This window comes from Streptomyces sp. NPDC039736 (assembly GCF_055596485.1).
The window spans coordinates 223,771-244,053 of record NZ_JBVIUQ010000002.1; the positions used below are offsets into that span (position 1 = coordinate 223,771).

General features: G+C 69.4%; 17 protein-coding genes and 1 tRNA gene. 11 read left to right on the forward strand and 7 right to left on the reverse strand.

The genetic code is table 11. The features are described from left to right. Positions 1-169 precede the first annotated feature (169 nt). The 6 genes from rsmG to rpmH all read right to left on the reverse strand — a co-directional run bounded on the left by rsmG (position 170) and on the right by rpmH (position 3,709). On the reverse strand, positions 170-889 hold the full coding sequence (gene rsmG, locus ACZ56L_RS05940) for a 16S rRNA (guanine(527)-N(7))-methyltransferase RsmG (RefSeq protein ID WP_345220904.1): 720 nt from the start codon (positions 887-889) through the stop codon (positions 170-172). 107 nt (positions 890-996) lie between these two features. Then, the gene (locus tag ACZ56L_RS05945; protein WP_189822530.1) at positions 997-1,515 is read right to left on the reverse strand and encodes a Jag family protein; all 519 of its coding nucleotides are present in this window, start codon (positions 1,513-1,515) and stop codon (positions 997-999) included. A 14-nt stretch (positions 1,516-1,529) separates the two neighbouring features. Next, positions 1,530-2,795 carry a membrane protein insertase YidC gene (gene yidC, locus ACZ56L_RS05950; RefSeq protein WP_471062050.1) on the reverse strand — a complete coding sequence of 422 codons (1,266 nt, stop codon included), beginning with the start codon at positions 2,793-2,795 and terminating at the stop codon, positions 1,530-1,532. 3 nt (positions 2,796-2,798) lie between these two features. After that, positions 2,799-3,155, reverse strand: coding sequence for a membrane protein insertion efficiency factor YidD (gene yidD / locus ACZ56L_RS05955; protein ID WP_345220909.1), 357 nt, complete (start codon positions 3,153-3,155; stop codon positions 2,799-2,801). Further along, complete coding sequence (gene rnpA / locus ACZ56L_RS05960; RefSeq protein ID WP_345220912.1) at positions 3,152-3,553, reverse strand: ribonuclease P protein component; 402 nt, start codon at positions 3,551-3,553, stop codon at positions 3,152-3,154. Before rnpA ends, yidD begins: the two co-directional genes overlap by 4 nt. 18 nt (positions 3,554-3,571) lie before the next feature. Next, complete coding sequence (gene rpmH, locus ACZ56L_RS05965) at positions 3,572-3,709, reverse strand: 50S ribosomal protein L34 (RefSeq protein WP_014137019.1); 138 nt, start codon at positions 3,707-3,709, stop codon at positions 3,572-3,574. 397 nt (positions 3,710-4,106) lie between these two features. Here rpmH and dnaA point away from each other — a divergent pair, with 397 nt between their 5' ends. From dnaA to ACZ56L_RS06020, 11 genes are all read left to right on the forward strand, one after another. Further along, positions 4,107-5,984: a chromosomal replication initiator protein DnaA gene (gene dnaA, locus ACZ56L_RS05970; protein ID WP_471062055.1), complete on the forward strand. Its 1,878-nt coding sequence runs from the start codon at positions 4,107-4,109 to the stop codon at positions 5,982-5,984. A 970-nt stretch (positions 5,985-6,954) separates the two neighbouring features. Beyond that, a complete protein-coding gene (gene dnaN, locus ACZ56L_RS05975; RefSeq protein ID WP_345220919.1) occupies positions 6,955-8,085 on the forward strand; it encodes a DNA polymerase III subunit beta in 1,131 nt (376 codons plus the stop codon). Between the two features lie 132 nt (positions 8,086-8,217). Further along, entirely contained in the window at positions 8,218-9,099 is an 882-nt protein-coding gene (gnd, locus tag ACZ56L_RS05980; protein ID WP_345220922.1) for a phosphogluconate dehydrogenase (NAD(+)-dependent, decarboxylating), read from the forward strand. Between the two features lie 30 nt (positions 9,100-9,129). Beyond that, positions 9,130-10,251: a DNA replication/repair protein RecF gene (gene recF, locus ACZ56L_RS05985; RefSeq protein WP_468688342.1), complete on the forward strand. Its 1,122-nt coding sequence runs from the start codon at positions 9,130-9,132 to the stop codon at positions 10,249-10,251. Further along, positions 10,248-10,781 (forward strand): DciA family protein, encoded by a 534-nt coding sequence (locus tag ACZ56L_RS05990; protein WP_401755167.1) that lies wholly within the window; start codon positions 10,248-10,250, stop codon positions 10,779-10,781. Before recF ends, ACZ56L_RS05990 begins: the two co-directional genes overlap by 4 nt. Positions 10,782-11,133: 352 nt before the next feature. Continuing rightward, a complete protein-coding gene (gene gyrB, locus ACZ56L_RS05995; protein ID WP_345220928.1) occupies positions 11,134-13,239 on the forward strand; it encodes a DNA topoisomerase (ATP-hydrolyzing) subunit B in 2,106 nt (701 codons plus the stop codon). Between the two features lie 42 nt (positions 13,240-13,281). Beyond that, the gene (gene gyrA / locus ACZ56L_RS06000; protein WP_345220930.1) at positions 13,282-15,897 is read left to right on the forward strand and encodes a DNA gyrase subunit A; all 2,616 of its coding nucleotides are present in this window, start codon (positions 13,282-13,284) and stop codon (positions 15,895-15,897) included. Positions 15,898-15,990: 93 nt separating this feature from the next. Further along, positions 15,991-16,638, forward strand: coding sequence for a DUF3566 domain-containing protein (locus tag ACZ56L_RS06005; protein ID WP_345220932.1), 648 nt, complete (start codon positions 15,991-15,993; stop codon positions 16,636-16,638). Between the two features lie 84 nt (positions 16,639-16,722). Next, positions 16,723-16,796 (forward strand) — tRNA-Ile (locus ACZ56L_RS06010). Between the two features lie 160 nt (positions 16,797-16,956). Then, the gene (locus ACZ56L_RS06015; RefSeq protein WP_003958712.1) at positions 16,957-17,091 is read left to right on the forward strand and encodes a DLW-39 family protein; all 135 of its coding nucleotides are present in this window, start codon (positions 16,957-16,959) and stop codon (positions 17,089-17,091) included. Between the two features lie 464 nt (positions 17,092-17,555). Next, positions 17,556-18,866, forward strand: a complete 1,311-nt coding sequence (locus ACZ56L_RS06020; protein WP_471062064.1) for a hypothetical protein — start codon at positions 17,556-17,558, stop codon at positions 18,864-18,866. 54 nt (positions 18,867-18,920) lie between these two features. Here the strand turns inward: ACZ56L_RS06020 and ACZ56L_RS06025 are convergent, their stop codons facing one another. Beyond that, the gene (locus ACZ56L_RS06025; RefSeq protein WP_471062067.1) at positions 18,921-20,264 is read right to left on the reverse strand and encodes a serine/threonine-protein kinase; all 1,344 of its coding nucleotides are present in this window, start codon (positions 20,262-20,264) and stop codon (positions 18,921-18,923) included. Between the last annotated feature and the right edge of the window lie 19 nt (positions 20,265-20,283).

Genomic DNA, 20,283 nt, shown 5'->3' on the forward strand with positions numbered 1-20,283 from the left:
GATTCGCGCGGAGCGGTAGCGCCACGGCCCCGGCTGATGATTCCTTGCAGCAACGAGCGATGTTTCACGTGAAACACGATGGACCGCAGGGTCTCCGCGGAAGACCCCGACACTCCGCGCCGCACAGGTGCGGGTCCCTGGATGGAGCATCGGGGTGAATCTCCGCCGTTCAGCGGCGGCGACGCGCCCTGCCGGTCCGCGCCGCCTTGGCCCGCTTCGCCGCGAACCGCACGCCGCCCGGGCTCTCACCGACCTCGACCCGTACGACCGTGGACAAGGGGTCCACCACACCGGCGCCGACCTGGAGCACCTCGGTCTTGACCACGCCCAGCTTGCCGAGCGCGGCCCGCGCCCCCTTGAGCTCCTCCTCGGCGGTGTCTCCCTTGAGGGCGAGCATCTCCCCGTACGGACGCAGCAGGGGAACGCCCCAGCCGGCCAGCCGGTCCAGCGGCGCCACCGCACGCGCGGTCACCACGTGAACGGGCTCGACCTTGCCCATGACCTCTTCGGCACGGCCCCTTACGACGGTGACATGGTCCAGCCCCAGCAGCTCGACGGCTTCCTGGAGGAAGTTCGTGCGGCGCAGCAGGGGCTCCAGAAGAGTGATCTTCAGGTCCGGACGGGCGAGTGCCAGCGGGATGCCGGGCAGACCGGCACCCGAGCCGACATCGCAGACCGTGGTGTTCTGCGGCACGACCTCCGAGAGGACAGCGCAGTTCAACAGGTGCCGCTCCCACAGGCGCGGCACTTCTCGCGGGCCGATCAGACCGCGTTCGACCCCCGCGTCCGCGAGCAGCTCGGCGTACCGAACGGCCTGCGGGAAGTACTCACCGAATACCGCCTTGGCCTCTTCGGGCGCCTGGGGAAGCTCCGCTGCTGCCTCCGTCACGGGGACCGTCCTTCCGTACCGCACTGTGGTGGCTGAACTATCAGGCTGACAAAAGTTCGGCCCCGCCTGCGAACAGAACAGACGGGGCCGAGAAAGCACGTGTCCGGTCAGGCCGGGAGAACGACGACGAAGCGCTGGGGCTCCTCGCCCTCGGACTCGCTGCGCAGGCCCGCTGCGGCGACCGCGTCGTGCACGACCTTGCGCTCGAACGGCGTCATCGGGTCCAGCTTCACGGGTGCGCCCGAGGTCTTCGCCTCGTCCGCCGCCTTGGCGCCGATCTCCGCGAGCTCCTCGCGCTTCTTGGCACGGAAGCCCGCGATGTCCAGCATCAGGCGGCTGCGGTCGCCGGTCTCCCGGTGCACGGCGAGCCGGGTCAGCTCCTGAAGCGCTTCGAGCACCTCGCCGTCACGGCCCACGAGCTTCTGCAGGTCGCGGCCGTTCGAGTCGCTGATGATCGAGACAGCGGCCCGGTCGGCCTCGACGTCCATGTCGATGTCGCCGTCCAGGTCGGCGATGTCGAGCAGACCCTCGAGGTAGTCGGCCGCGATCTCGCCCTCCTGCTCCAGACGCGTCAGGGTGTCGGTGCCCTCGGCGGGCGCGGAGGAAGTGGTGGTGCCGTCCGTCACGGGAGGACTCCTTCTTACTTCTTGGACGGGTGCTTGGGCCGCTGCGGGCCCTTGCGCTGCCCGGTCTTGGCTTGGCGTGCGGAACCTGCGGGCTTGTCGGCCGCGGCGGTCTTGGCGTCCTGCGGCGCGTCCTTCTTCTCCAAGGAGGTCTTGGAGCCGGAGTCCTCGGCGGCCCGTGCGGCCGCCGCGCCCGGCGCGGCGGTGGCCGCCTGGCGCTTGGCCTTGGTCTGCCGCTTGGGCTGCTGCCGCTTGGCGGCCGTCGCGCCGCCCTCCGCCTCGGCGAGGGCGGTGGTGCTCCTGGAGACCGTGCCGTCCGCCTCGGCGACGAAGCCGGCCTTGGCGAGCCCGGTGATGAACTTGCGCTCGACGTCGTTGCGGTCGGGACCCTTGGCGACGATGACCTTGACGACGTTGCGCTTGCGCTTGGCCTTGACCTGGCCCGAGTCCACTGTGGACTTCAGCAGCCGCTGCAGGTAGGAGTCCTGGGCCTTGCTGCCCGGCGTCGGGTTCTGGTTGATGACGTACATCTGCTGGCCCATGGTCCACACGTTGGTGGTCAGCCAGTAAACGAGGACACCGACGGGGAAGTTGATGCCCATCACCATGAACATCACCGGGAAGATGTACATCATCATCTTCTGCTGCTGCATGAACGGCGTCTTGACCGTGAGGTCGACGTTCTTCGTCATGAGCTGCTTCTGGGTGAAGAACTGCGAGGCCGACATCATCACGATCATGACGGCGGTGACGATCTTCACCGAGGTCGCCGAGGCTTCCAGGCCGGCGATCTTGTCGGCGCTGTCCGTGAACTTCGCGGCCAGCGGAGCGCCGAAGATGTGCGCCTGACGGGCGCTCTCCAGCAGCTGGTCGTTGATGACGCCGATCTTCTTGCCATCGGCGATGCTGGAGAGCACGTGGTAGAGGGCGAAGAAGAACGGGGACTGCGCCAGGATGGGAAGACACGAGGAGAGCGGGTTGGTGCCCGTCTCCTTGTACAGCTTCATCATCTCTTCGGACTGACGCTGCTTATCGCTCTTGTAGCGCTCCTGGATCGCCTTCATCTTCGGCTGGAGCACCTGCATGTTCCGCGTCGACTTGATCTGCTTCACGAAGAGCGGGATCAGGCAGATGCGGATGAGCACCACGAGGGACACGATGGACAGGCCCCAGGCCCACCCCGTGTCGGGTCCGAAGAGGAATCCGTACACCTTGTGGAACTGGACGATGACCCAGGAAACGGGCCAGGTGATGAAGCTGAACAGACTGGCAATCGTGTCCACTAATCAAGCTCCTTGAGCATTGGGCGAGGTCTCTGCGGCCGGGCTCGGGTTCTGGTCGGATCCCGGAGAAGACACGCCGACGGCGGACTTCTCGCCCTTGCTTCCGCGCCACGCGTCGCGCAGCGCTTCGTGCCAACGACGGCGCGTGCGTGCCGGCACGTGATCCACACCGCCGGGCGACCACGGATTGCACCGCAGGATGCGCCAGGCGGTGAGGGCAGTGCCCTTCACCGCGCCGTGCCGGTCGATGGCCGTGAATCCGTAGTGGGAACACGACGGGTAGTACCTGCAGACCGGCCCCAGCAGCGGGCTGATGGTCCACTGGTACAGCTTGATGAGGGCCAGTAGTGGGTACTTCATCGCGTGCCTCTCCCCTGACCTTCGGTATGGGGAGCCCCGCCCAGCAGCCGCTGCAGTGCGGCGTCCAGGTCTCGGGCCAGCTGTGCGTGGTCGGCACCGCCCGCTCCGGGCAGCGCCCGTACGACTACCAGGCTACCGGGGGGCAGCTCGGCGATCCTGTCGCGCATGAGGTGGCGCAGTCTCCGCTTCACCGCATTGCGTACGACAGCAACACCAACGGCCTTGCTCACGACGAAACCCGCACGCGTCGGGGGAGTGCTCTCCCCTGCCGCGTGCGGGTCCGTTGCACCGCTACTGCGTAGATGGACGACGAGAAGCGGGCGGCCTGCGCGGCGCCCTCGCCGTACTGCGGTTGCGAAGTCCTCGCGCCGCCTCAGCCGATTCTCGGTAGGCAGCACGTCATGACCCGTACGGGATCAGGCGGACAGCTCAGTGCGGCCCTTGGCACGGCGGTTCGCCAGGATGGCGCGGCCGGCGCGGGTACGCATGCGCAGACGGAAGCCGTGGGTCTTGGCACGACGACGGTTGTTCGGCTGGAAGGTGCGCTTGCTCACTCGGGGGCTCCAGAAATGAATCGGGGGTGGCGGGACATCGCCTGGCTGTCACCGTGCGCCCACGAGGAAGCTCGCAACGCTCTCAGTGCACCGCTTCACGATCATTGACCATGATCTTTGCCCATCGGAGGCAGGCGGCAGCAGCCATCGACAACTCGACCTGGTTACGGTACGCGCGGCTACGCCATCCGGTCAAACCGGGGCTTGTCGGGGGCCGACTGTGCACAGCCTGTGGACAACAACTTGAACCGCGTGAGCTGCCGCGACTACCGTGGGACAACCAGGATTCAGGCATTCGTCGACAAGCGGACCCCGTGTCCCTGCCCGGCCGGCCTGTCCTTCCCGTCCCGTCCCTTGAGAACCACACCTTCGTGGGACCTGTGAGAGAGCGTGCCCTGTGGCTGACGTACCTGCCGATCTTGCCGCAGTGTGGCCGCGCGTGCTGGAGCACCTGCTCGGAGAGGAACAGCAGGGGGTCGAGGCCAAGGACAAACAGTGGATCGAGCGCTGCCAGCCGCTCGCGCTGGTCGCCGACACCGCTCTGCTCGCCGTGCCGAACGAGTACAGCAAGCAGGTCCTGGAAGGCCGTCTCGCGCCGCTCATCAGCGAGGCCCTGAGCCACGAGTGCGGCCGGCCGATCCGGATCGCCATCACGGTCGACGACTCGGTCGGCGAGACGCCCGTCCCCGTACGGCAGCAGTCCCGCCCGTCGTCCTCCTACCCGGCGCAGCGCCAGCCGGGGCAGCACAGCCCGCCCGGCCAGCGCGGCCAGCACGACGAGCAGCAGCATGACCTCCGCGACAGCCGCGAGGACCGTGACGCGTACGACTCCTACGGCCACCGCTCGACCGACGACGGCCTGCCCGTCGCCCGGCCCGCCTACCCCGAGTACCGCCAGCAGTCGCGGCCCGCGCCCGGCACCTGGCCCGGCGCGGCGGAGGACCACGGCGGCTGGCAGCAGCCCCGGCTCGGCGGTTTCCCGGAGCGCGACCCCTACTCCCGGCCGCCGCAGCACGACTACCGCTCGCAGCTTCCCGACCGCCAGTCCTACGACCAGTCGCCGTCGTACGAGCAGCAGCGGCAGGAGCGGGTGGAGCGCCAGGACCGGCAGGACCGCCAGGACCGGCAGGACCGCCAGGACCAGGGCCCGCGGCACGGCGGCGGCCCGTCGCTCCCGGCCTCCGGCGGGGCGCCCGGTCCGCTGGCCGCGCAGCCCGCGCCGGCCCCCGGGCCCGGCGAGCCGCACGCGCGCCTGAACCCGAAGTACCTCTTCGACACCTTCGTCATCGGCTCCTCGAACCGGTTCGCCCACGCGGCCGCGGTCGCCGTCGCCGAGGCGCCCGCCAAGGCGTACAACCCCCTCTTCATCTACGGGGAGTCCGGCCTCGGCAAGACGCACCTGCTGCACGCGATCGGTCACTACGCGCGCAGCCTCTATCCGGGCACGCGGGTGCGGTACGTGAGCTCGGAGGAGTTCACCAACGAGTTCATCAACTCCATCCGTGACGGCAAGGGCGACGCGTTCCGCAAGCGCTACCGCGACGTGGACATCCTGCTCGTCGACGACATCCAGTTCCTGGCGAGCAAGGAGTCGACGCAGGAGGAGTTCTTCCACACCTTCAACACCCTGCACAACGCGAACAAGCAGATCGTGCTGTCCTCCGACCGGCCGCCCAAGCAGCTGGTGACGCTGGAGGACCGGCTGCGCAACCGCTTCGAGTGGGGCCTGACGACTGACGTGCAGCCGCCGGAGCTGGAGACGCGGATCGCGATCCTGCGCAAGAAGGCGGTGCAGGAGCAGCTCAACGCCCCGCCGGAGGTGCTGGAGTTCATCGCCTCCCGCATCTCGCGCAACATCCGCGAGCTGGAGGGGGCGCTGATCCGGGTCACGGCCTTCGCGAGCCTGAACCGGCAGCCGGTGGACCTCGGCCTCACCGAGCAGGTGCTGAAGGACCTCATTCCCGGCGGCGAGGACGCCTCCCCGGAGATCACGGCGCCGGCCATCATGTCGGCGACCGCGGACTACTTCGGGCTGACGGTGGACGACCTGTGCGGATCCTCGCGCAGTCGGGTGCTGGTGACGGCCCGGCAGATCGCGATGTACCTGTGCCGTGAGCTCACCGATCTGTCGCTGCCGAAGATCGGCGCGCAGTTCGGCGGCCGGGACCACACGACGGTGATGCACGCGGACCGCAAGATCCGGGCCCTGATGGCGGAGCGCCGCTCGATCTACAACCAGGTCACGGAGCTCACCAACCGCATCAAGAACGGCTGACGCAGCCGCTGTTACGACACCGGGGGCGCCCGGGGGCCACGGGTCCCCGGGCGCCCTTCTGTCTGCGCCGGGAGCGGCCCGCGGGTTGCCCCAGAAGCGTTCTCCGGACGGCCGTCGACGGTGCGTCCGGGCGGTCGCAGGACCCGTTTCCGGGACTTCGCGAGGTTTTCCCAAGGCTGTTGACGAGTCTTCAGCAGTCCGCGCTGTTCGAATTCGGGCCGTTGGGCTGGAGTTTTCCACAGATCCTGGGACGATGTTCCGTCCACACCCTGGGGACTGTGGAGTTGTCCAGATTGTGTCCACAGGGGCGGTTACTGAGACTTCATCACCCCAGGTCAGGTGCTTGTGGAATTGTGGCAAACAATAATCCACAGGCTGTGGACAAAGTTTTCCTCCACAGGGGTCCAGCGAGGTTGTCCACGGGCGGCCCACAGGCTGAGCCGCCTTGTCCCCAACTTCTCCACACCGCTGTCCACTGTTCGGCAACGCGACACCCCTTTTCACCGGGTCGAGTGAAAGGCGTCACACCAAGGAGGCCGATTGGGCTGTGGGGAACGTGGGTAAAGCTGGGGACGCAGCTGTGGGGAAGTGGCCCCTGCCTGTGCATCGGGTGTGCAGAACTTCGCGCCGTCCACAGAACAGGCGAGTTGTCCACGGGCGCCACCCACAGGGTCAGTGGACAAAAAAGTAGGTCTGAGCTGCGGAAACGGGGTTATCCACGGTTTCCACAGGCCCTACTACTACTCCCACTCAGAGAGAGCCCGGAATCCGCAAAGAAGAAGGCCCTGTGTACAACTCGGCCCGGACCCTCCAGGCCGCTCCCGGCCCGACTTGACCGGCGGCAGCACCGAGTGTCGGTGGCGTGCGTCAGACTGGTCCCCGGTGAACCTCCCCCGCCGACGGCAGGGGGACACCGATCCAGACGACGAAAGCCAGCAGGGCGAGCCAGCAACAGCAGGAGGCGGTTCCGGTGAAGATCCGGGTGGAGCGCGATGTACTCGCGGAGGCGGTGGCCTGGACGGCCCGCAGCCTCCCGGCCCGTCCGCCGGTGCCCGTCCTCGCGGGCCTTCTGCTGAAGGCCGAGGAGGGCGCGCTGAGCCTCTCCGGCTTCGACTACGAGGTCTCGGCCCGGGTGTCTGTGGACGCCGAGATCGAGGAGGACGGCACCGTCCTGGTGTCGGGACGTCTGCTCGCCGACATCTGCCGGGCCCTCCCCAACCGCCCGGTGGAGATTTCCACAGACGGTGTACGGGCGACCGTGGCCTGCGGCTCCTCGCGGTTCACCCTCCACACCCTCCCTGTGGAGGAGTACCCGGCGCTGCCGCAGATGCCGACCGCCACGGGCACCGTCCCCGGTGAGGTCTTCGCCTCCGCCGCCGCCCAGGTGGCCATCGCCGCCGGCCGCGACGACACGCTGCCCGTGCTGACCGGCGTGCGCATCGAGATCGAGGGCGACACGGTCACGCTGGCCTCCACCGACCGCTACCGCTTCGCGGTCCGCGAGTTCCTGTGGAAGCCGGAGGACCCGGAGGCCTCCGCGGTCGCCCTGGTGCCCGCCAAGACGCTCCTGGACACCGCCAAGTCCCTGACCAGCGGAGACACGGTCACGATCGCGCTGTCGGGCTCCGGTGCCGGTGAGGGCCTGATCGGCTTCGAGGGCGCCGGCCGGCGTACGACGACCCGTCTGCTCGAAGGCGACCTGCCGAAGTACCGGACGCTGTTCCCGACCGAGTTCAACTCGGTGGCCGTCATCGAGACCGCCTCGTTCGTCGAGGCCGTCAAGCGCGTCGCGCTGGTCGCCGAGCGCAACACTCCGGTCCGGCTGACCTTCGAGCAGGGCGTCCTGATCCTCGAAGCGGGCTCCAGCGACGACGCACAGGCTGTGGAGCGCGTCGACGCCAACCTCGACGGCGACGACATCTCGATCGCCTTCAACCCGACGTTCCTGCTGGACGGCCTGAGCGCGATCGACTCCCCCGTCGCCCAGCTCTCGTTCACCACGTCCACCAAGCCGGCGCTGCTCAGCGGCCGCCCGGCCGCGGACGCCGAGGCGGACGACGCGTACAAGTACCTGATCATGCCGGTGCGTCTGTCCGGCTGACCGCTCAGCAGTGCCGTGCAGGCCCGGAGCCCAGGTGGCGCCGGGCCTCACGTGCCCCTCGGGCCATCCGCACACGCCGGGCGTAGGCTCGGACCCGGGTACGAATCGCCTCGAAGCTAAAGGAATCTTCTGATGGAGCTCGGTCTCGTCGGCCTCGGCAAGATGGGCGGCAACATGCGCGAGCGCATCCGCCGCGCAGGCCACACCGTCATCGGTTACGACCGCAACGCGGACGTCGCGGACGTCCACAGCCTGGAAGAGCTTGTGGGCAAGCTCAAGGGCCCGCGCGTCGTGTGGGTCATGGTCCCCGCGGGTGACGCCACCCAGTCGACGATCGACGCCCTGGGCGAGCTGCTCTCCCCCGGCGACGTCGTCGTCGACGGCGGGAACTCGCGCTGGACGGACGACGAGAAGCACGCCGAGGAGCTGAAGGCCAAGGGCATCGGCTTCGTCGACTGCGGCGTCTCCGGCGGCGTCTGGGGCCTGGAGAACGGCTACGCGCTGATGTACGGCGGCGACGCCGACGACGTCGCGAAGGTCCAGCCGGTCTTCGACGCCCTCAAGCCCGAGGGTGACTTCGGCTCGGTGCACGCGGGCAAGGTCGGTGCCGGCCACTTCGCGAAGATGGTCCACAACGGCATCGAGTACGCCATGATGCAGGCCTACGCCGAGGGCTGGGAGCTGCTGGAGAAGGTCGACTCCGTCACCGACGTGCGCGAGGTCTTCCGCTCCTGGCAGGAGGGCACGGTCATCCGTTCCTGGCTGCTGGACCTCGCGGTCAACGCGCTCGACGACGACGAGCACCTGGAGGGCCTGCGCGGCTACGCCGCCGACTCCGGCGAGGGCCGCTGGACCGTCGAGGCCGCCATCGACAACGCCGTGCCGCTGCCCGCGATCACCGCCTCCCTGTTCGCACGCTTCGCCTCGCGTCAGGACGACTCCCCGCAGATGAAGATGATCGCCGCGCTGCGCAACCAGTTCGGCGGCCACGCGGTCGAGTCCAACAAGAAGTAAGCGCGGTCGGGGGAAGGTCGGCGCACCACCATGCACGTCACGCATCTGTCGCTGGCCGACTTCCGCTCGTACGCCCGGGTCGAAGTTCCTCTCGACCCGGGCGTCACTGCTTTCGTGGGGGCGAACGGGCAGGGCAAGACCAATCTCGTCGAGGCGATCGGCTACCTGGCCACCCTCGGCAGCCACCGGGTCTCCTCGGACGCGCCCCTGGTGCGGATGGGCGCCGAACGCGCCGTGATCCGGGCCGCCGTCACCCAGGGCGAGCGCTCGCAGCTGGTAGAGCTGGAGCTGAATCCCGGCCGGGCCAACCGGGCCCGCATCAACAGGTCCTCGCAGGTCAGGCCCCGGGACGTGCTGGGCATCGTACGAACGGTGCTGTTCGCGCCCGAGGACCTGGCTCTGGTGAAGGGCGACCCCGGCGAGCGCCGGAAGTTCCTGGATGAGCTGGTCACCGCGCGTTCCCCGCGCATGGCCGGGGTGCGCTCCGACTACGAACGCGTCCTCAGGCAGCGCAACACCCTCCTCAAGTCGGCGGCGATGGCACGGCGGCACGGCGGCCGGTCCATGGACATGTCCACCATCGACGTGTGGGACCAGCACTTGGCCAAGGCCGGCGCCGAGCTGCTCGCCCAGCGCCTCGACCTGGTCGCCACGCTCCAGCCGCTGGCCGACAAGGCGTACGAGCAACTCGCCCCCGGCGGCGGCCCGCTGCTGCTGGAGTACCGCAGCTCGGCGCCCGGCCAGGGACAGACCCGCGAGGAGCTCTACGGTCTGCTGCTCGCGGCACTCGCCGAGGCGCGCAAGCAGGAGATCGAGCGGGGGGTGACCCTGGTCGGCCCGCACCGGGACGACCTCCTGCTCAAGCTGGGGCAACTGCCCGCCAAGGGCTACGCGAGTCACGGGGAGTCCTGGTCGTACGCGCTGGCGCTGCGGCTCGCCTCGTACGACCTGCTGCGCGCCGAGGGCAACGAGCCCGTGCTCGTCCTGGACGACGTCTTCGCCGAGCTGGACGTGCGGCGGCGGGAGCGGCTGGCGGAGCTGGTGGCCCCCGGTGAGCAGGTGCTGGTGACGGCGGCCGTGGACGACGACGTTCCGGGTGTGCTCTCGGGGGTCCGGCACGCGGTGGCCGACGGCGAGGTGACCCGGCTGTGAGTGACGAGAAGAAGAAGCCCGCGCCTCCGGAGTCCTCGGGGGTGGACCTCGCCCGGCAGGCCCTGGCGGCGGCCAAGGAGCAGGCGAGGGCGCGCGGGGCGATGGCCCAGCAGAAGAAGACGGTACGACGGGGCGGCAGCATCCGGTCGGGTGCGGGAGCCGACGGCCGGGACCCCTTGAAGCTGGGGGTGGCGCTGGACCGGCTGAAGACCGAGCGCGGCTGGGAGATGCCGATCGCGGTCAGCGGGGTGATGGGGCGCTGGAAGGACATCGTGGGCCCCGAGAACGCGCAGCACTCGGAGCCGCTGAAGTACGACGAGGACGAGCGGGTCCTGGTGGTGCGGTGCGACTCGACGGCGTGGGCGACCCAGCTGAAGTGGATGGTCCCCGACCTGCTGCGCCGCTTGAACGGGGAGCTGGGCCGGGACACCGTGCGCCGGATCGTGCTCCAGGGGCCGAACGCGCCCCAGCGCCGGTACGGGCCGCTCCGCGCACCGGGCAGCACGGGGCCCGGGGACACGTACGGCTAGAGCCGATGCGTCCATGTTTCACGTGAAACATGACGCGGATGTTTCACGTGAAACCGGATAGCGGGAGTGAGGCGTCCCTCACGGTGATGGGTGGTTGACAGCCCGAAGCGCTGGACGCCCTCTGGAGCCGCCTGGAGCCCCTCTCCGGATATGGGGAGTCGGGCAGCCCCGGTTCCGGGCGGCACATGCGGACTCAGGTACCGGCAAACCCCCATTCATGTCTGCGCTACCGGTAGACTGGTGGCTAGTCCTCGCTTGTTTCGCGGGGCACGTCGACTCACACAGAACGACGCAGCCGCTCCTGCCTGCCTGGGGATGGGGATTCCCCCAGCCGACGGCAGGGGATGGGCCTGTGCTGTGCCAGAAAGGGCGCTTCGTGGCCGATTCCGGCAACCCCAACGAGATCAGTCCGTCCACCGCAGGCGAGGACGCCGAGGTCACCCCCGCGAAGGTGACTCCTTCGGGAGGCACCAACTCCGAGGTCACCTCGTCGTACGACGCCAGCGCGATCACAGTCCTCGAGGGCCTGGACGCGGTCCGCAAGCGCCCCGGCATGTACATCGGCTCAACCGGTGAGCGTGGCCTGCACCACATGGTGCAGGAGGTCGTCGACAACTCCGTCGACGAGGCCCTGGCCGGGCACGCGGACTCCATCGACGTCACGATCCTGGCCGACGGCGCCGTGCGCGTCATCGACAACGGCCGAGGCATCCCGGTGGGCATCCACCCGGTGGAGAAGAAGCCGGCCGTCGAGGTCGTGCTCACCGTGCTGCACGCGGGCGGCAAGTTCGGCGGCGGCGGCTACGCGGTCTCCGGCGGTCTGCACGGCGTCGGCGTCTCCGTCGTCAACGCCCTGTCGTACAAGCTGGCCGTCGAGATCCGCACGGACGGCTACCGCTGGACGCAGGAGTACAAGGCGGGCGCCCCGACCGCGCCGTTGGAGCGTCACGAGGCCACCACGGAGACCGGCACCTCGGTCACGTTCTGGGCCGACCCGGACATCTTCGAGACCACCGAGTACTCCTTCGAGACGCTGTCGCGGCGTTTCCAGGAGATGGCGTTCCTGAACAAGGGACTGACCATCAAGCTCACCGACGAGCGGGAGTCCGCGAAGGCCGTCGCCGGTGCGGACACCCCGGAGACCGTCGACGACGAGCAGGTCCGCACGGTCACGTACCACTACGAAGGCGGCATCGTCGACTTCGTGAAGTACCTGAACTCGCGCAAGGGCGAGCTCATCCACCCGACCGTCATCGACGTCGAGGCGGAGGACCGGGAGCGGATGCTCTCGGTCGAGATCGCGATGCAGTGGAACTCGCAGTACACCGAGGGCGTGTACTCGTTCGCGAACACGATCCACACGCACGAGGGCGGTACGCACGAGGAGGGCTTCCGTGCGGCGCTGACGGGTCTGGTCAACCGGTACGCGCGGGAGAAGAAGTTCCTGCGCGAGAAGGACGACAACCTGGCGGGCGAGGACATCCGCGAGGGTCTGACCGCGATCATCTCGGTGAAGCTGGGCGAGCCGCAGTTCGAGGGCCAGACCAAGACCAAGCTGGGCAACACCGAGGCCAAGACCTTCGTGCAGAAGGTCGTGCACGAGCACCTCAACGACTGGTTCGACCGCAACCCGAACGAGGCCGCGGACATCGTCCGCAAGGCGATCCAGGCCGCGACGGCCCGTGTCGCCGCCCGCAAGGCGCGCGACCTGACCCGCCGCAAGGGGCTGCTGGAGTCGGCGTCGCTGCCGGGCAAGCTCAGCGACTGCCAGTCCAACGACCCGACGAAGTGCGAGATCTTCATCGTCGAGGGCGACTCCGCCGGCGGCTCGGCGAAGTCCGGCCGCAACCCGATGTACCAGGCCATTCTGCCGATCCGAGGCAAGATCCTGAACGTCGAGAAGGCGCGCATCGACAAGATCCTGCAGAACACCGAGGTCCAGGCGCTGATCAGCGCCTTCGGCACCGGTGTGCACGAGGACTTCGACATCGAGAAGCTCCGCTATCACAAGATCATCCTGATGGCGGACGCCGACGTCGACGGTCAGCACATCAACACGCTGCTGCTGACGTTCCTGTTCCGCTTCATGCGGCCGCTGGTCGAGGCGGGGCACGTGTACCTGTCGCGTCCGCCGCTGTACAAGCTCAAGTGGAGCCGCGACCACGTCGAGTACGCCTACTCCGACCGTGAGCGCGACGCGCTCCGCGAGGCGGGCGAGCAGCAGGGCAAGCGCATCAAGGAGGGCGACCTCCAGCGCTTCAAGGGTCTCGGCGAGATGGATGCCGAGGAACTGCGCATCACCACGATGGACGTCGACCACCGTGTGCTCGGCCAGGTCACCCTGGACGACGCGGCGCAGGCCGACGACCTGTTCTCGGTGCTGATGGGTGAGGACGTCGAGGCGCGGCGCTCGTTCATCCAGCGCAACGCCAAGGACGTTCGCTTCCTCGACATCTGAGTCGGTCCGTCGCTGACCGCTTCGAAAGGATTTTGACCAGCAATGGCCGACGAGAACACCCCTGTCACCCCTGTTCCCGAGGATCAGACCGTACGGATCGAGCCCGTCGGGCTCGAGACCGAGATGCAGCGGTCGTACCTCGACTACGCGATGTCCGTCATCGTGGCGCGGGCGCTGCCCGACGTGCGGGACGGCCTGAAGCCCGTGCACCGCCGTGTGCTGTACGCGATGTACGACGGCGGCTACCGGCCCGAGAAGGGCTTCTACAAGTGCGCCCGCGTCGTCGGTGACGTCATGGGCACGTACCACCCGCACGGCGACTCCTCGATCTACGACGCCCTGGTGCGGCTGGCGCAGCCGTGGTCGATGCGGATGCCGCTGGTGGCCTCCAACGGCAACTTCGGCTCCCCGGGCAACGACCCGGCGGCCGCCATGCGCTACACCGAGTGCAAGATGGCGAACCTCTCCATGGAGATGGTCCGCGACATCGACGAGGAGACCGTCGACTTCACGGCCAACTACGACGGCCGCAACCAGGAGCCGACGGTCCTGCCGTCGCGTTTCCCGAACCTGCTGGTCAACGGCTCCGCCGGCATCGCGGTCGGCATGGCCACGAACATCCCGCCGCACAACCTGCGCGAGGTCGCCGCCGGCGCCCAGTGGTGCCTGGAGAACCCGGAGGCCTCGCAGGAGGAACTCCTGGACGCCCTCATGGAGCGCATCAAGGGCCCCGACTTCCCGACCGGCGCCCTGGTGGTGGGCCGCAAGGGCATCGAGGAGGCGTACCGGACGGGCCGCGGCTCGATCACGATGCGCGCCGTGGTGGCCGTCGAGGAGATCCAGAACCGTCAGTGCCTGGTCGTCACGGAACTCCCGTACCAGACGAACCCGGACAACCTGGCGCAGAAGATCGCCGACCTGGTGAAGGACGGCAAGGTCGGCGGCATCGCCGACGTGCGCGACGAGACCTCCTCGCGCACCGGTCAGCGCCTGGTCATCGTGCTCAAGCGCGACGCGGTCGCCAAGGTCGTGCTGAACAACCTCTACAAGCACACCGACCTGCAGTCGAACTTCGGCGCCAACATGCTGGCGCTCGTCGACGGTGTGCCGCGCACCCTGTCGCTGGACGCGTTCATCCGCCACTGGGTGACGCACCAGATCGAGGTCATCGTCCGGCGTACGAAGTTCCGCCTGCGCAAGGCGGAGGAGCGGGCGCACATCCTGCGCGGCCTGCTCAAGGCGCTGGACTCGATCGACGAGGTCATCGCGCTGATCCGCCGCTCGAACACGGTCGAGATCGCCCGTGAGGGCCTGATGGGCCTGCTCTCCATCGACGAGATCCAGGCGAACGCGATCCTGGAGATGCAGCTGCGCCGGCTGGCCGCCCTGGAGCGGCAGAAGATCGTCGCGGAGCACGACGAGCTGCAGGCCAAGATCAACGAGTACAACGAGATCCTGGCCTCCCCGCAGCGCCAGCGCGCGATCGTCAGCGAGGAACTGGCCGTCATCGTCGACAAGTTCGGCGACGACCGGCGCTCCCAGCTGGTGCCCTTCGACGGCGACATGTCCATCGAGGACCTGATCGCCGAGGAGGACATCGTCGTCACCATCACCAACGGTGGCTACGTGAAGCGCACGAAGACCGAGGACTACCGCTCGCAGAAGCGCGGCGGCAAGGGCGTCCGCGGCACGAAGCTGAAGCAGGACGACATCGTCGACCACTTCTTCGTGTCCACCACGCACCACTGGCTGCTGTTCTTCACGAACAAGGGCCGGGTCTACCGGGCGAAGGCGTACGAGCTCCCCGACGCCGGAAGGGACGCGCGCGGCCAGCACGTGGCGAACCTCCTCGCGTTCCAGCCGGACGAGAAGATCGCGCAGATCCTGGCGATCCGGGACTACGACGCGGCGCCGTACCTGATCCTGGCCACCAAGGGCGGCCTGGTGAAGAAGACGTCGCTCAAGGACTACGACTCACCCCGTTCGGGTGGTGTCATCGCGATCAACCTGCGGGAGACCGCGGACGGCAGCGACGACGAGCTGATCGGCGCCGAACTGGTGTCGGCCGAGGACGACCTGCTGCTGGTCAGCAGGAAGGCGCAGTCGATCCGGTTCACCGCGACGGACGACGCGCTGCGCCCGATGGGCCGAGCGACGTCCGGTGTGAAGGGCATGAGCTTCCGCGAGGGCGACGAACTGCTCTCGATGAATGTGGTCAGGCCCGGTACGTTCGTCTTCACCGCAACCGACGGCGGGTACGCCAAGCGCACTCCCGTCGACGAGTACCGCGTCCAGGGCCGCGGCGGTCTCGGCATCAAGGCAGCCAAGATCGTGGAGGACCGGGGCTCGCTCGTGGGCGCGCTGGTGGTCGAGGAGACGGATGAGATCCTCGCCATCACCCTCGGCGGTGGTGTGATTCGCACGCGAGTCAACGAAGTCAGGGAGACGGGCCGTGACACCATGGGCGTCCAACTGATCAACCTGGGCAAGCGGGACGCCGTCGTCGGCATCGCCCGCAACGCCGAGGCCGGCCGTGAGGCCGAAGAGGTCGACGGAGCCGACGGCTCCGAGATCGACGCGGACGGTGCGGTCACCGCCACGGCCGCGACCGAAGTCGCCGAGGGCGCCGAGCCTTCGGCAGGGGAGCACGAGGAGTAGGTCGTGAGTGGAGCCACGGGCACCGGAGGAAAAACTTCCGCACCTGCAGCACCCGGTGCCCGTGGCTCTGCCGCGGACTCCCAGGGGGGAACTGTGACGGACACCCGGGGGCCGCAGCCCCAGCAGGGTTATGAGGGGTACGCGGCCGGGCCGCTGCCCGGCGAGCGGGAGCAGCCGGCTCAGGGGCCGGGGTCCCAGCCGTACAACCCGCCGCAGGCGTATCCGGCGCCGCAGGGCGGCCAGCAGGGCGGCGAGGCCACCCAGGGCGGTCAGCGTCCTCCTGCGGGCGGTGGCGGCACGCAGGGCGGTCAGACGGGGGCCGTGCGCCGGCCCCGTACGGGTGCGCGGACCACGCCCCGTACGCGCAAGGCGCGGCTGCGGGTGGCGAAGGCCGACCCGTGGTCGGTGATGAAGGTGAGCTTCCTGCTGTCGATCGCGCTGGGCGTCTGCACGGTGATCGCGGCGGCCGTGCTGTGGATGGTCATGGACGCCATGGGCGTCTTCGCGACCGTCGGCGGCACGATCAGCGAGGCGACCAGCTCGACGGCCGGTTCCGGCGAGAGCAGCGGGTTCGACCTCCAGTCGTTCCTGTCGCTGCCGCGGGTGCTGATCTTCACCTCGGTGATCGCCGTGATCGACGTCGTGCTGATGACGGCCCTGGCGACGCTGGGGGCCTTCATCTACAACCTGTCGGCCGGTTTCGTGGGCGGTGTGGAGCTCACGCTCGCCGAGGACGAGTAGGCGCTGGTGGCGGGGGGCGGAGAACCGATTTTGGGACTGCGCCCCACGTGCGCTAATCTTCAGGAGTCAGCGCGCGAGCGCGGCGGGGCTATAGCTCAGTTGGTTAGAGCGCATCCCTGATAAGGATGAGGCCACAGGTTCAAATCCTGTTAGCCCCACAGATGCCGGTTGGCCCGGACGAGGTAATTCTCGTCCGGGCCAACCGGTTTTGTGTATCCGGCACTTGAACCCCCCCGGTAGGTCACCGATCGGTATCGGCCGGTGTGTATAGTCGGCCGCCAAGAGGTCTCCTACGTCAAGGAAAGACGAGGTAGCGCGGTGAAGAAGCTTCTCCTGGTCGCACTGGCCGCCATTGGCGGGCTCCTCGTGTACCGCCAGATCCAGGCGGATCGCGCCGAGCAGGATCTGTGGACGGAGGCGACTGACTCCGTGCCCGCAGGTTCGGGTGTGTGAGCCCCAGTAGTCACCACGCAAGACCCCGGCCGCTTCGAGCGGCCGGGGTCTTGTGCTGTCCGGGCCTTTGGGTGGACCCCGGGCCTTTGGGTGGTGCGTGGTCGATGTTTCACGTGAAACATGGGTCGGTGTTTCACGTGAAACGCGCGCCTGGTCTCGGCTGTGCGGCCCGGTCGGCCGAAAAGCGGTGGAACGGGCTGTGGGCGATGCGCGAGGCGGGGAAGGGTTCCTGGCGGGCCGTCACTTCCCAGGCTCGCAGAGGGGCTTCCAGGGCTGCTAATCGGTCGTATGAGCGGACACTGCTGGTGTGGCCGGGCAGGATGAGCCCCACGGAGTCCGTTGGGATCGTCGCGGCGGCCGACGGCCGTCCGGAGAGGGCGAGGGGCGGCGTGGTGAGAAGGCAGCACGGCGGGGAGCGGTGGCCGGCTTCGGGGCGCGGACGGTTGCGGGTACTCGTCGGAGGGGTGGCGGCAGTGCTCTGCGCGGCCGTCGGTCTGCCGGGACAGACCTTCGCGGCGGCCGCGCCCGGTCCCTATGTCTTCGCCGAAGGAGCGGAGCGGGTCCGGGCCACGTCGAGCACGGCCGACGCTCCCCCGCTGGTGGCCGGGCACACGTACCGGGACAGCATCGGGCCGGACGAGAAGCGGTACTACCGGCTGGATCTCGACGCGAGGACGAACGCGCATGTCTCGGCCGTCGGGGTGCCGAAGCCCGGCGCGGACGTCCACTACGCCGACGGGCTCAAGGTGTCGGTGCTCGACGCGAGCAGCCACCCCTGTGACCAGGGCCAGACCAGGAACTTCGGATCGGCGACGTACCCGCGTCCGCTGAGCGCCACCGCCGCCCGGCTGATCGAGCCGGACGCGCGCAGGTGCGGGACGGCGGGCGTCTACTACGTCCTGGTGCAGCGCACCACCAAGGCTTCGTCCTCGCGGGAGGCATGGGAACTGGAGATCCGGCACCAGGCCGAGCCGGGGCTGAAGAAGGCCGGTCCGACCGAGGCGCCGCGGAGCTGGCCCAGTGCGTCGCCCGGACCGCCGACGGGTGGTGCGCGCAAGCGGCACGGCGGCACCGGCTTCAACGACGCCTCGACGTTGGCCGGCGGGGAGTGGCGCGACGAGATCACCCCCGGGCAGACGCTCTTCTACCGGGTGCCCGTCGACTGGGGGCAGCAGATCCAAGCGGACGTCGGCCTGCACAACGCCGAGGGAGGCCGGAAGGGGATCGTGGGCGGAGCGCTGGCGTTCTCGCTGCACAATCCCGCGCGGACGTTCGTGGCGGGCCACCACTCGATGCTGTACGACGGCGAGCTCAAGACGGTGTCGTTGGATCCGCTGCCGCCCGTGGCGTACGAGAACCGCTTCGACTCCTCCGACCGCGTCGGCGGCATGCGGCTGGCGGGCTGGTACTACCTGCGGGTCACCCTGAGCCCCGAGGTGGGCACCGTTTTCGGCGACGGGGCGTACGGGGTGACGCTCCGGGTCGCGGTGCAGGGCAGCCGGAAGGCCGGCCCGGCGTACGCGGCGGCCTCCCGGGAGTTCGGCGTCCCCGGGAGGGGTCCCCAGGCAGTGGACAGGGCGCGGCCGGGCGGGCAGGACGGGCGGAGCGAGCGGAGCGGGGTGATGCGGGCCGTCGCGGCGGCCGGTATCGGCACCGGGAGCGTCCTGGTCCTGGGGCTGGGGGTGTGGACCTTGCTGGCCAGACGGAGGGCGGGCGCGGGGGCGGCCGGTCCGGGGTCCATGGGGTCCGGGTACGGGGCGCCCCCGGACCGGTAGGAGGGGGCGGGCGGTTCAGCGGTGCCGGTCGCATGTGCGGACGGCTGCTCCGCATCAGGTCTGGGTCAGGGCCCAGATGCCCACGGCGAAGCAGACCAGCGCGAGCAGCAGGACCGGGACCGTCACCTTCGGGGGCGGCCCGGTGCGCTTCGGGGACGGCCGGGGCGTTCCGGGCGGTGGGAAGGCGGCGGGCGCGGGCTGCGGCGGCGGGGGAGCGAGGCGGTAGCTGCCGGTCGATGACACGGGGGTCGGTGTGGGCGGCGCGGGGTGCGGGGCGGGTATGGGAGCCGGGGAGGGGGCCGGCGTCGGGGTGGACGCGGAAGTACGGGCCCGGTCCGGGGGCGGGGTCGAGGTCGGGGCCGGATCGGGCACCGGTACGGCATACTGCGGTGCGGTCGTCGCGCGGGGCACCGAAGCCGGTACGGCGGGTGTCGGGCGGCCCTGCGGGTCCGACGTCCGGGGGCGCGGGTCCGGGAGGCCGGAGGATTGACGCGCCTTGGACGGACCGGGGTGCTGTGGGCCCGAGGGGCCGAAGCCCGGCGGCAGCGGGCCCAACTGGTCGAAGACCTCTACCGGGTCCTGCCCCGTGTCGTCCTCCGGGAGCTCCGGGAGCAGCTCCACGGCCGCCGTGAGCGCCTTGCGGGCGCCGGTGGCGGTACGGAACCGTGCCTGCGGATCGGGCCTGAGCAGTCCGGCGACGACCTGCCACAGGGGCTCGGGAATCCCCTCGGGGGCGGCGGGGGTGCCGTGGGCGAAGCACTCGGCGAGCTCTCCGGGCTCGGGCTTGCGGCCCTGGAGCAGGTAGCGCCCGACCAGTCCGACCGCGTAGAGGTCGGCGGGGTAGTCGGGTTCGCAGCCCCGGAGCTGCTCGGGGGCGAGGTAGCCGGGGGTGCCGATGACGTAGTCGGTCTGGGTCAGACGGGCGTCGCCCTTGCGGATGGCGATGCCGAAGTCCGACAGCCGCAGGTGCGGCCGGCCCGTGCCGGTCGCCTCCAGGAGGATGTTCGCGGGCTTGATGTCCCGGTGCACGACCTCCTCGGCGTGGAGGGCGGTGAGGCCGGACAGCAACTGGTCGAGGAGGGTGCACACGAAGCGGGGCGGGAGCGGGCCGTAGTCCCCGATGAGGTGGGCGAGCGAGCCGCCGTTCACCAGGTCCATCGTGAACAGGACCTGATCGTCGTCCGCCGCCCAACTGGCAGGCGCCAGGACGTGCGGATGGTCGATGCGCAGGGCCTGCTCGCGGACGAAGCGCAGCAGCGCGTGGGCGTCGCGCTGCTGGAGCACCTTCGCCGCGACGTAACGGCGGCGGCGGTGGTCCCAGGAGCGCCACACCGCTCCCGACCCGCCGCGTCCGATCGGGTCGATCAGTTCGTACCGGTTCGCGAAGATCTCGCCCATGGTCCCCGCCCGCCCCCGT